This is a genomic window from Thermodesulfobacteriota bacterium, from assembly GCA_040757775.1.
GTDB lineage: Bacteria > Desulfobacterota > UBA8473 > UBA8473 > UBA8473 > UBA8473.
Genome location: JBFLWQ010000002.1, coordinates 137,728 through 150,316, shown reverse-complemented (window position 1 = coordinate 150,316; position 12,589 = coordinate 137,728). Strand labels below are relative to the sequence as shown.

At 41.7% G+C, this 12,589-nt stretch carries 11 protein-coding genes; all 11 read left to right on the top strand.

The genetic code is table 11. The annotated features are described in order from the left end of the window. The 11 genes from AB1401_02135 (at window position 1) to AB1401_02085 (ending at window position 12,587) form a co-directional block, all read left to right on the top strand. Complete coding sequence (locus tag AB1401_02135) at window positions 1-1,047, top strand: branched-chain amino acid ABC transporter permease (GenBank protein ID MEW6614256.1); 1,047 nt, start codon at window positions 1-3, stop codon at window positions 1,045-1,047. A gap of 97 nt (window positions 1,048-1,144) precedes the next feature. Continuing rightward, window positions 1,145-2,380, top strand: a complete 1,236-nt coding sequence (locus AB1401_02130) for an ABC transporter substrate-binding protein (GenBank protein ID MEW6614255.1) — start codon at window positions 1,145-1,147, stop codon at window positions 2,378-2,380. A 34-nt stretch (window positions 2,381-2,414) separates the two neighbouring features. Further along, window positions 2,415-2,912, top strand: coding sequence for a hypothetical protein (locus AB1401_02125; GenBank protein ID MEW6614254.1), 498 nt, complete (start codon window positions 2,415-2,417; stop codon window positions 2,910-2,912). A 56-nt stretch (window positions 2,913-2,968) separates the two neighbouring features. Then, complete coding sequence (locus AB1401_02120; GenBank protein ID MEW6614253.1) at window positions 2,969-3,763, top strand: ABC transporter ATP-binding protein; 795 nt, start codon at window positions 2,969-2,971, stop codon at window positions 3,761-3,763. A 205-nt stretch (window positions 3,764-3,968) separates the two neighbouring features. Then, the gene (gene aroE, locus AB1401_02115; protein MEW6614252.1) at window positions 3,969-4,856 is read left to right on the top strand and encodes a shikimate dehydrogenase; all 888 of its coding nucleotides are present in this window, start codon (window positions 3,969-3,971) and stop codon (window positions 4,854-4,856) included. 37 nt (window positions 4,857-4,893) lie between these two features. Further along, the gene (gene pilB, locus AB1401_02110) at window positions 4,894-6,591 is read left to right on the top strand and encodes a type IV-A pilus assembly ATPase PilB (GenBank protein ID MEW6614251.1); all 1,698 of its coding nucleotides are present in this window, start codon (window positions 4,894-4,896) and stop codon (window positions 6,589-6,591) included. A 199-nt stretch (window positions 6,592-6,790) separates the two neighbouring features. Continuing rightward, window positions 6,791-7,999, top strand: a complete 1,209-nt coding sequence (locus AB1401_02105) for a type II secretion system F family protein (protein ID MEW6614250.1) — start codon at window positions 6,791-6,793, stop codon at window positions 7,997-7,999. Window positions 8,000-8,157: 158 nt separating this feature from the next. Then, window positions 8,158-8,523, top strand: coding sequence for a PilZ domain-containing protein (locus AB1401_02100; protein MEW6614249.1), 366 nt, complete (start codon window positions 8,158-8,160; stop codon window positions 8,521-8,523). Window positions 8,524-8,563: 40 nt separating this feature from the next. After that, on the top strand, window positions 8,564-9,577 hold the full coding sequence (locus AB1401_02095) for an HD domain-containing phosphohydrolase (GenBank protein MEW6614248.1): 1,014 nt from the start codon (window positions 8,564-8,566) through the stop codon (window positions 9,575-9,577). Window positions 9,578-9,784: 207 nt separating this feature from the next. After that, window positions 9,785-11,266: a lysine--tRNA ligase gene (gene lysS / locus AB1401_02090; GenBank protein MEW6614247.1), complete on the top strand. Its 1,482-nt coding sequence runs from the start codon at window positions 9,785-9,787 to the stop codon at window positions 11,264-11,266. Between the two features lie 88 nt (window positions 11,267-11,354). Further along, on the top strand, window positions 11,355-12,587 hold the full coding sequence (locus AB1401_02085) for a lipoprotein-releasing ABC transporter permease subunit (GenBank protein ID MEW6614246.1): 1,233 nt from the start codon (window positions 11,355-11,357) through the stop codon (window positions 12,585-12,587). Window positions 12,588-12,589 lie beyond the last annotated feature (2 nt).

Below are 12,589 nucleotides of genomic sequence, written 5' to 3'. Positions count from 1 at the left end.
ATGCGCCCCTGCGGTGTTTTTGATGAGACTTATGGTCAGGATATAGCCATTATCAGGACTAAACGGCATTGGGGGGCATTGATTGCTTCTTTAATATTTTTCTTCGCCTTTCCCCTTTTTGGCTCCTATTATATTATAAGCTTCATAAACTATCTCAGTGTTACTGTTATTGTTGTCCTTGGTCTCCAGATTGTTAGCGGCTATTGCGGCCAGATATCTTTCGGTCAGGCCGCCTTTATGGCAGTGGGGGCTTACACTTCAGCTATCCTGACTACCAAATTGGGGGTGTCCTTCTGGATTGCATTGCCTCTCTCCGGTGTTGTTGCTGGTTTGATCGGGATTGTCGGGGGTGCTCCTTCCCTCAGGGTTAAGGGGTTTTACCTGGCGATGGCGACCATTGCCATCCATTTCGTGGTCATGTGGCTCATCCTCCACCTTGAGATAACAGGGGCTACGCGCGGGCTGAATCCTCCCCCACCAAAACTGGGCAATCTGGTCTTTGATAGTGATGAAAGTATGTACTATATAATTGTATTTATTATGTTACTGATGACGTATGCTGCCAGAAATCTGGTCAGGAGTAAAGTAGGCAGGGCATTTGTGGCTATTCGGGATAACGACCTGGCAGGAGAGGTCATGGGTATTAATCTCTATTATTATAAGTTCCTTGCCTTCTTCATCTCCTGCTTTTATGCTGGTATTGCTGGCTCTTTATGGGCTCACTGGATGCAGGTAGTACATCCCGAGCAATTTACCCTCTTTCATGCACTCTGGTATGTTGGGATGATAATTATCGGTGGTATGGGCAGCATCCCTGGCGTCTTTTTCGGTGTCATTTTTGTACGTGCCCTGGATGAACTGGTAATGTTTGCCTCTCCGCCTTTGGCAGCAGCTTTTCCCTGGGTCGGAATGGCTCCTGCTGCATCTCTGGGTATTGTCGCTTTTGGCATAGTACTTATCCTTTTTCTGATCTTTGATCCCAGAGGACTGGCTCATCGGTGGGAGATTTTCAAGGCATCATACAGGATCTATCCATTTATCTATTGAGATAATACTTGTGAAAATATGGAAAGGAGGTCAATATTGAATTAAAGATCATACTTACTATTAAGACAATGTGAAGAAGTTAGAGAGGAGGATTTATATGAAAAAAAGAGGCTTATTGACAACATGTGTTACAGGTGCTGTTTTTTCGTTACTATTATTAACACTCTTTGTTCCATATGGCGAGGCTAAGGAGAAGTACGTCACCTATCTCAGTTTGGCTGATTACACTGGCCCTATTGCTGGTCTTAACGTACCAGGCGATCAGGGTTGCAGCGATTACTTTAAGTATCTAAATGAAAAGGGTGGTGTCAATGGCGTGAAAATAGAGTTTATCGGAGTGGATACCCGCTATGACATAGCTCGGGGGGTATCAGCCTATAAGAGGTACCGAAAGGCACATAAACTTCTCGTTGTAAATCCTATAAACACCGCAGTAGTAAGGGCACTTTATCCTTTAATCAAGAAAGACAATCTTCTAACACTGGCTACCATTGATGGCGAGTTTCAGGCAAACATTGGCAGGGCATTCCTCTGGGGACCCCCTTATCAGGATACCTTTGCTGCTACCCTTGACTGGATGGTAAAGGACTGGAAGGACAAGAGGAAATCAGGTATGCCAAAAGTGGGTTATATGGCTTGGGATTCCGCAGGTGGTAGAGAATCTCTTCGCGGTGGCAAAGAATATGCTGAAAAACTTGGAGTAACTTTGCTAACCCCGGAATTCTTTCCCCCGGGAACACTTAAACACGATGTTTATCTGAACAGGCTGGCTGATGCCGGGGCAAATTACATTTATCTTACCGGGGTTATTGATCCCACACCAACCAATATCATCAGGGATGCCTGTGCGCTGGGGTTGACCAAGAATATCCAGTTCATTTGTGACCAGTGGGGTCCCACCGAGAGTGTTGGTATCCGGGCACATCCGGAAGTTGTAGAAGGAGTAATTATCGCGTCTTTCCTTATTCGCGGGGCTGAGATACAGAGGCATCCCCTGGCAAAAAAACTCTGGACAAAGTACCACAAGAATCCCATTACCGACATAAACGAACTCTATGGCGTCGGGATGACCTGGGCGATGAATTTTGAAGCCGCGCTGAAGATAGCATTAAAAGAGGTTGGCTATGAAAAACTGGATGCTGAGGCTATGTATCGTGCTTACCAGAAGCTCACCGGCAATGATTTGAAGGGCTTAATTGGTCCTTGTGCTTACGGCCCCAAATCACGGCGAGGGAGCACGGATGTAAAGTTTTACCAGGTCAAAGGTGGTAAGGTTATCCCTATAACTAAGTGGCGGAAAGCGCCTGATGCCGTAGCCTTGTACAAGTGGTAAAGGCTGAGCGATCAGAAAGAAAGGAGGAAGAGAGATGATAAAATTTAAAAAGATGTCTATTATACTTCTGACAGTATTGATCTTAGCCTTACCTTTGAGTGCCTCTAAGTCTCAGTCTCCACCTTCAAAGACAAAGGCAACTGTTACAGTAACTCCGGCAAAGGTAGAGTTAGCCTTCCCAGCGATCCTGAAAGTGCCTATTGAATTCAGCGGTTCTGGCTGGGAAGCTAAGGAAATGATTGTGATAGAGATGGTTCTGCCACCAGATGTGAAAATACCAGGAATTGAACCAGGAGAGGATGCTGCCATTGCCCATGCGTATGCTGATGATGCTGGTGACTTTAAGACATCCATGGCGACTATGGCAAAAATCATCACTATCTACAGAGGTACTATAGCGCAGACCCTTGCTCTCGACCCAAAGTCTCTTAACCCTATTCCCCCCGGGGTTTATACCATTAAGGCGTCAGGGGCTGAGTCAGAACAGGTCTCTACAACCACTATAGAATTCTTGAAGCCAGCTCCAAAGTAGAGAAGGAGAGCATTGAGCAGTTACAATTGACATGATAGTTATTCAAGGAGATTGGAATGCTGAGGCTAAACAACATTGAGGTTACTTACAGTGATGTTATCCTTGTGCTGAAGGGGGTCTCTCTGGATGTGCCTGAGGGAAAAATCATTTCTCTACTGGGAGCCAATGGTGCAGGAAAGACTACTACCCTGAAGGCTATCTCTGGGCTGCTTCATACGGAGCTGGGGGAGGTAACCGATGGCAGTATTGAGTTTAATGGGGTAAGAATAGACAGGAAAAGCCCTGAAGATGTTGTCCAGATGGGAATCGTGCAGGTTATGGAGGGGCATAGGTTATTTGAACATCTCACAGTCGAAGAAAACCTGTTGACAGGGGCATTTTCCCGAAGTGACAGGTCAGCGATTAAAAGGGATCTGGAATTGGTTTACAGCTATTTCCCTCAGATAGAAGACCTCAGGTATCAGACAAGTGGCTATCTTTCAGGTGGAGAAAGGCAGATGCTGGTGATGGGGCGTGGTCTTATGGCCCGCCCCAAAGTTATGCTGCTAGATGAGCCTTCTCTTGGGCTCAGCCCTGTGTTGATGGGGGAGATTTTCAAGATAGTGAGACGTATTAATGCTGAGGAGAACACCTCTATTTTATTGGTAGAACAAAACGCCAGAATGGCGTTGGACATCTCAGAATACGGTTACGTAATGGAAAACGGCAGAATAGTTTTAGATGGTCCCACTGAGAAGTTAAAAGAGAACGAAGACATCAAAGAGTTCTATCTGGGACTCAGTGAGATGGGGAAAAGAAAGAGCTACAAGGATGTGAAGCACTACAAGAGAAGGAAGAGGTGGCTGGGATAAAAAGGGATAGCATATAGAGTCTGAAGGATTCTTAAGGTTTATTGGGCATCTGCACCAGGATTTCCATGATAGTTTTTTTGCAGATGCCTTTTTTATTTGACAAAACTCAAATGTTTTTCTATAGTTAAGCAGTTTTCATATCTTGCTTCCCATTTGCTTGCTTTTTTATTGTGTATTTATACTTCGGAAAAACGAATAGAAGATTATGAATATAGATGCCAATACTAAAATTACAGGTATCCTGGGGCATCCTGTTCACCACTCTCTTTCACCCTTTATGCATAATACTGTATTTAAACATCTGGGTCTGAATTACGTTTATCTGCCCCTCAATGTAACACCAGAGGATTTAAAGGATTCAATAAATGCCATTAGATGTCTTAAGATTGTTGGCGTCAATGTAACAATCCCTCACAAGGAAAAGGTAATAGCGTATCTGGACAGAATTGATACAGAGGTGGAGTTGATAGGTGCAGTAAATACTGTTAAAAATATTGATGGCGAACTGGTAGGATTTAATACAGACGGACAGGGTTTTGTAGAATCCCTGAAAAATGATCTTGGTTTTAGTCCCAAAGGTAAAAGCATATTAATGGTAGGTGCAGGTGGGGCGGCCAGAGGGATATTAGTTAGTCTAGCATTAAGTGGTGCCAAAAAAATATATGTTACTAACAGGACTTATAACAGAGCGGAAAAGTTGACAGAAGAATTCTCTGACAGGTTTCCTTCAGTAAAATTTTTTGCCCTGCCTTTAGATAATAATGCCCTGAAGAATTGTCTTGGTGATACCGACCTGCTTATAAATACTACCTCTGTTGGGATGAACGGCGATTCTTTGAACCTGCCTCTTGGTTATTTGCCTGAGAGTACTGTGATATACGATATAGTCTATAACCCCTTAAAGACTCCTCTGTTGCTGGAAGCAGAAAAAGCTGGTTTAACCACTCACAATGGATTGGGGATGCTGGTCTTTCAGGGGGCTTTGAGTTTTAAAATTTGGACGGATGTAGATGTACCTGTTAAATTGATGAGAGACATACTTGCTGAGAGATTAAGTCTCTTCCCCTTGACATCAGGTAGTAGCCTAAGTTAAAATGTCTGGAAAACAGATTGTATTGCCGGGAGTGTAAATGGTTAGAAGATTGGGCAATTTACTTGTCAAGAAGAAGCTGATCTCACTGGAACAGCTTGAAATGGCATTGGAAGAAGAGAGAAATTCCGGTGGGCGATTAGGATACAACCTTGTCAAGTTGGGTTTTTTGAAAGAGAGCGATCTGACCTCTTTTTTAAGTACCCAGTATAATGTTCCCCCCGTCACCCTTTCGGAATTCGACATTGATCCTGAGATTATTAAGCTCATACCTGCCAGTATAGTCCAGAAATATCAGTTGATTCCTATTAATAAGATTGGCTCAACCCTGATTGTTGCTATGTCGGACCCTTCAAATATCTTTGCTATAGATGATATCAAATTCCTTACCGGTCTTAATATCGAAGTTGTAGTTGCATCGGAGAATTCAATTAGATCTGCTGTAGATAAATATTATGATTCTTTTGCATCATTCTCTGATGTTATCTCCAGCCTTGATGTTACAGGAGTTGAATTCGTTAAGGATGAAGAGGAAGTAAATATTAGTGAACTCGAAAGGGCTAGCGAGGATGCCCCTGTTGTTAAACTGGTTAATCTAATCTTAACAGATGCCATAAAAAAGGATGCAAGTGATATCCATTTGGAAACCTATGAAAAGAGCTTCAGAGTAAGGATGAGAATGGATGGGGTATTATATGAGATAATGAAGCCCCCCATGAAGCTGAGGAATGCCATAATATCCCGAATCAAGATTATGTCTAATCTTGATATAGCTGAGAGGAGGTTGCCGCAGGATGGAAGGATTAAGTTAAGAATCGGGAGAGGGAAAGAGATGGATTTTCGGGTATCAGTACTGCCTACCCTCTTTGGAGAGAAAGTTGTTCTTCGTTTGCTGGACAAATCAAGTTTGCAATTGGACATGACTAAATTGGGGTTCGAAGAAGATGCATTAAAAAAGTTTAGTGAAGCTATTTATAAACCTTTTGGTATGATTCTGGTAACAGGTCCTACCGGAAGCGGAAAGACAACAACCCTTTATTCAGCCTTATCAGACTTAAATAAGGTTTCTGAGAATATCTCTACTGTTGAGGATCCCGTGGAGTTTAACCTCCACGGAATTAATCAGGTTCAGGTACATGAGGAGATTGGTCTGACCTTTGCTGCTGCCCTTAGATCCTTTTTACGTCAGGACCCTAACATTATTATGGTTGGAGAGATCAGGGATTTTGAAACAGCGGAGATAAGTGTTAAGGCTGCCCTTACCGGTCATTTAGTGTTAAGTACCCTCCATACCAATGATGCGCCTGGAGCAGTTAGCAGGCTCTTAAATATGGGAGTTGAACCATTCCTTGTTGCATCTTCGGTAAACCTGATTCTGGCGCAGAGATTAGCCCGCAGGATATGCCCGGAATGTAAAGAGCCTTTGAAGGTTTCTAACCGGACATTGATAGATCTTGGAATTCCAAAGGATGAGGTTCATGATTTAATCTGCTACGCGGGAAAAGGTTGTGCAAACTGTAACAATACCGGATATAAAGGAAGAATAGCGTTGTATGAAGTGATGCCTGTAGAAGATGGGTTAAAAGAATTGATCCTGGATGGGTTTCCTGGTTCTGAGATAAAAAAGAAGGCAATTGCCCTTGGAATGAAAACTTTAAGACAGGGCGGAATTACAAAACTAAAAGAGGGTATTACCACTATTGAAGAGATCTTGAGGACTACGACATGTGACGAATAAAACTATCGATTCACTTGAACGGACAATATCGTTTTTTAAGTAGGGATCATCTCCAAAAAAGTTGGTGAAATCATGACGATTCAAGTAGTCAAGGATTCAAGGGGAATATGTAGGACAGCCGTCTCGGCTGTCTATAAATACAGGGCTTTAGATAAAGACTGAATAGTTACATGGGAGAAGAACCTTAAGGAGCTAAATCATGCCAGTATATGTCTGGGAAGGGAAAACACGGCAGGGAAAGATTTTGAAAGGGGAAATTGAGGCAGTTTCGGAATCTGCTGTGAGGATGCAGCTTAGAAGACAAAAGACTGTACCAACGAAGATCAAGGCAAAGCCAAAAGACCTATTCGAAAATATTGCTTTTTTTCAACCAAAGGTTACAGAGAATGATTTGGTTATCTTTACCCGTCAGTTTTCTACTATGATAGACGCTGGACTTCCTTTGGTACAGGCACTTGATATACTCGCATCCCAACAGGAGAACAAGACCTTTAAAAAGATACTTGTTCAGATAAAAGAGGATATAGAAGGAGGCTCGACTTTTACCGATGCCCTTAAAAAACATCCGGACCTATTCGATGAATTGTATGTCAACTTAGTTGCGGCTGGTGAAGTGGGAGGTATATTAGATTCTATCCTGAATAGACTGGCAAACTATATAGAAAAGGCCATAAAGCTAAAGAAGAAGGTTAAAGGGGCGATGGTCTATCCTATTAGCATCTTGGGTGTTGCTGTTATTGTAGTTGTTGTATTGCTTGTTTTTGTCATACCAATTTTCCAAAAGATGTTTATGGAGTTTGGAGCAGCACTCCCAGCCCCTACCCAAATCGTAATTAAGATTAGTGAACTAATGAAGAGCAGCATTTTATATATTGCCGGCGGTCTATTCGCATTGGGAGTTGCCTTCAAAAAATTCTATGCTACAGAAAAGGGAAAAACTATCATTGATGATCTTGTCCTTAAACTCCCTGTATTTGGTTCGTTGACAAGGAAAGCTGCGGTTGCTAAATTTACAAGGACATTGGGGACTATGATTTCCAGTGGTGTACCAATATTGGATGGTCTGGACATTACAGCTAAGACTGCGGGGAATAAGACAGTGGAAAAAGCAGTATACCAGACAAAAGCAGGCATCAGTGAAGGCAGAACCATAGCTGAACCTCTTGCTGAGAGCGGGGTTTTCCCACCCATGGTAGTAAGAATGATAGCCGTCGGGGAAGCTACCGGTGCACTGGATGCCATGCTTTCAAAGATCGCAGACTTCTATGATGATGAAGTCGATGCCGCAGTTGATACTTTGACTGCCATGCTTGAACCTATGCTAATGGTTTTTTTGGGGGTTGTTCTTGGCGGCTTGGTAATAGCCATGTATCTTCCTATATTCAAGATGGCAGCAGCTATTGGTTAAAATACAAATCTCCAAACCGGATATTCTCTGGAAGTAATCAATGATTGATATACCGTTATCAGGAATGTAAAAAGGTAGCTACTTTGATTCTCGGTTAGCAAATGGATTTTTTTGCAGTTTGGATGAATCAATAAGGCAGAACAAGAGCTTACTTAAGAATGATGAACAATAAATCAAACAGAAGAAATTTCACACGTTTTCCAATAGAGTTTGTGCTGGAAGTGTCTGCCAAAGACATTGGGGGAAACAATTATAAGGAAAAGACCATTTTAAAGGATATTTCCGGGGGAGGAGCCAAATTTATGAGCCTGCAAGCTGGCAAATATTTTCTTGGCCAACCATTGGAAATTACCATTTATCTGCCTGAAGCCAATGGCATAAAGGCCCGTATGAAAGGGAAAGCAACTGTTGTCCGGATAGATATGCCGGGCAATTCAGATATTAGTGACAGGAGTCAGGAAATAGAGATAGCTGTCAGAATAGATACCCTGCTAGATTTTGAACGGCTTGATGTAGAAACGTAGGCAACCCACAAAAACCCCTAGGGAATCTGAAAGGTTATCAATGATAAGATCAAAGTATCGAGATTACAGAAGTTTTTACGGAAAGACCCGGATTATTTTTGCTTTATTGGGGTTTATCCCTTTTCTCCTGGTTATCTATATGTTTATTTGTGAAAAAATAGACTTGACTGAAACGATGATTATATTTTTGGCGTTGATACTATTTTCTATTTTGGCAGGCTTCTCTCTTATGAGAAGGTCTGCCGACCAGCTCGTTAGCCTGTCCAGAGAAATAGCTGTAGTTCAAGCCGAAGAAAAGGAGGAGCCGATCCGGGTAGAGGCTGATCAGGAGCTAAACGATATCGCCGATCATTTTAACTCCCTGCTGAAAAAATTGCAGCAGCTTAACCGGAACATCAGAGAGCAAAATATCCAGCTTCTAACATATGCCCGGGATCTTTCGTTATCCCATAATAATCTGAAGCAGGCATATCTGGAAGCAATTCATCGCCTGGCTATAGCCTCCGAATACCGGGATGAAGATACTGCCATGCATCTCAAACGGATGAGCAATTATTCCGCCATAATCGCCAGGGGGATGGGTCTTAGGGATAAAGAAGTCGATTTAATCCTCTATGCCAGTCCCATGCACGATGTTGGTAAAATCGGCATCCCTGATAATATCCTGTTTAAATCGGATAAGCTAACCCCTGAAGAATTCGAAATCATAAAAACCCATTGCTCCATTGGAGGCAGAATATTAGTTGGTTCGGAATCAGAGATAATCCAGATGGCAGAACAGATTGCCATATCGCATCATGAGAAGTGGAATGGCATGGGTTATCCCTATGGGCTTAAAGGAGAAGAAATTCCTTTGGTTGGCCGCATTACAGCCCTTGCTGATGTCTTCGATGCCTTGACTACAAAGCGGCCCTATAAACCGGCTTTTTCAAATGACAGGGCATATAAGATCATCAGGGAGGAAAAAGGCAAACACTTCGATCCTCAGGTGGTGGACGCATTCTTTCGCAGTTTGGATGAAATTGATGCAGTATACAAAAAGTTCCAAGAATAGGAATGAGTAGTTAAACGCTTCCCCCCCCCCTGCCAATTGTCTACCTAAAAACATCTTTCCAGTCCGAGTTGAGATGCGATTTCTTTTCGTTAGTTCTTAATCTGAGAGCTTTGAAAAATGCCCAATTCTTTTGACTTGACTACAAGAGCAAATTGCGATAACCTTCAAAACTTAAATCATTTTCCTTTAAGAGGTGAAAGGCACAAGATGGATGAGCAGAGTCAACTCATATTACAGAGGGCAAAGAAGATCGAAGATCTGAGGAGAGAAGGTATAAATCCCTACACTAATGACTTTAAAGTGACTCACGTTACTCAGGATATTTTAGAAGAATTTAAAGATAAAAGTAATGAAGACTTAGAAAAGGTAAAGGAGAAATTTTCTCTTGCTGGAAGGGTAATAGCCATTCGAAATTTCGGCAGGGCTATCTTTGTGCATATACAGGACAGAAAAGGTAAGATTCAGGCATACATACGTCAGGATACTATTGGAAAAGAGAATTTTAGAATTTCTAAAAAAATCGATATTGGTGATTTTATTGGTATTCTTGGGGGACCCTTCCGAACCAAGACCCAGGAATTAACGGTATATGTTGATGAGATTAAGCTTTTAACCAAGGCATTGAGGCCCCTTCCAGAAAAATGGCATGGGTTAGCAGATATCGAAACCAGATACCGGCAGAGATACCTCGATTTAATTGTTAACCCCCAGACAAGAGAGGTGCTTTACAAACGGACTCGTATCATACAGCTTATTAGAGAATTTCTTAATGAAAGAGACTTTTTAGAAGTTGAGACTCCAATGATGCAGTCTATACCTGGAGGGGCTACTGCCCGTCCATTCAAAACCTATCATAATACACTGGGTATGGATCTCTACCTGAGAATTGCTCCAGAATTGTATTTAAAACGATTGGTTATTGGTGGATTGGAGAGGGTCTATGAGATTAATCGAAATTTTCGAAATGAAGGAATATCAACCCAGCATAACCCAGAATTTACCATGCTGGAGTTTTATCAGTCCTATGCCACCTATCTGGATTTTATGGATCTCACAGAAGAGTTGTTAACCCGTATTGCAAAGGCGATCTTTAATAATTTAAAATTTGAATATCAAGGAATCAAACTCGATTTTACACCACCCTGGAGACGTTTGACCCTGAAAGAAGCGATAATAAAATACAGTGAACTTAAGGAAGAGGTTCTAGGGGATAAAGAAAAACTGATGGAATATGGGCAAAAGATTGGCATTCAGTTGGATAGAAAAATGCGCTTAGGTAATCTTTTGACCCAGATCTTCGAAGAAGTTGCAGAGCCCAATTTAATTCAACCTACTTTTATTACTCATTACCCCACGGATACCTCTCCCCTGTCTCGTAGAAACGATGAAAACCCGGATGAGGTTGACAGGTTTGAACTTTTTATCTGCGGAAGAGAGATAGCAAATGCCTTTTCAGAACTTAATGACCCAATAGATCAAAAGGAAAGGTTCTTAACAGAACTTCAGCAAAAGGGAGAAACTGATGATGAGTCTGGTATGTTAGACAAGGATTTTATCAAAGCTTTAGAATACGGTATGCCCCCCACTGCTGGTGAAGGCATTGGGATAGACAGGCTGGTGATGCTTTTTACTGATACTTCTTCTATCCGCGATGTAATTCTGTTCCCTCAACTGAGAACCAGAGAGTAAGGGCGTCATTTATGACTCCCGTCATTGCGGGTTCGATAAATCGAACCTCTAAATTTTCGTACCATAGGTGCGATAAGTTCAGGGTAGCATGTCTTACGAATTTTTTATCGGGCTGAGATATTTAAAAGCCAAGAGAAAACAGACTTTTATATCTATTATTACCCTTATATCTGTTGGAGGAGTGGCCGTCGGGGTTATGACCCTGATTGTGGTAATAGGGGTGATGAGTGGCTTTAAGGAGGACCTTACAAGCAAGATTCTTGGATACTATTCTCACATAGTGGTGCTGAAACAGAGCGAAGGATTGGATGATTATGAAGAGATAATAAAAAAAATTGAGAAAGTAAAAAGGGTGAAATCCGCAACTCCATTTATATATACGCAGGCAATGCTGAGTTCAAAATCTGGTTCTCTGGGAGTAGCTTTACGAGGGGTTGATCCTAAAACAATTGGGAAGGTAATAAATATAGGATCGAATATGAAAGAGGGGAGTTTGCTAAACTTAGAAGGGCATGACAATAGTGCTGACTATCCTGGAATTATTATTGGTAAGGAATTATCGAGGAATTTAGGAATCTTCTACGGTGATACGGTAAATCTGATTTCGCCAATGGGCGTTATGACCCCCATGGGTATGGTGCCCAGAATGAAGAAGTTTAAGATTGTTGGTATATTTGAATCCGGGATGTATGAATACGATTCCTCTTTTTTATATATTTCACTGAAGAATGCTCAAGACTTTATTAATATGCCAGGTGTTGTCACGGGTATAGAAGTTAAGACTGATGATATTTATAAAGTTAAAGAGATTGCTTCCAGGATTGTTAGAGATTTAGGTTATTCATATTGGACAAAAGACTGGATGGAAATGAACAGGAATCTATTTGCTGCATTAAAAATGGAGAAAATTACAATGTTTGTAATCTTGGTTCTAATAATTATGGTAGCGGCCTTTAATATAGTTAGTACCCTTATAATGGTGGTTATGGAGAAGAATAAGGATATTGCCATCCTTAAATCTATGGGGGCAACTGCCAGCAGTATAATGAAGATATTTATTATTGAAGGATTAGTAGTTGGAGTTACCGGGACATTGCTTGGAACAATTGGGGGTTATGCTTTGGGTTTCCTCCTCAGTGAATACAAATTTATAAAGCTGCCCAGTGATGTATACTATATATCTACTCTCCCCATTAGAATAGACAGTTTAGATTCCATTTTGATAGCTATCTCTGCCATTGGAATAAGTTTTCTTGCTACTCTGTATCCCTCATGGCAAGCTTCTAAACTGCTCCCCGCTGAAGCTTTAAGGTATGAATAGGA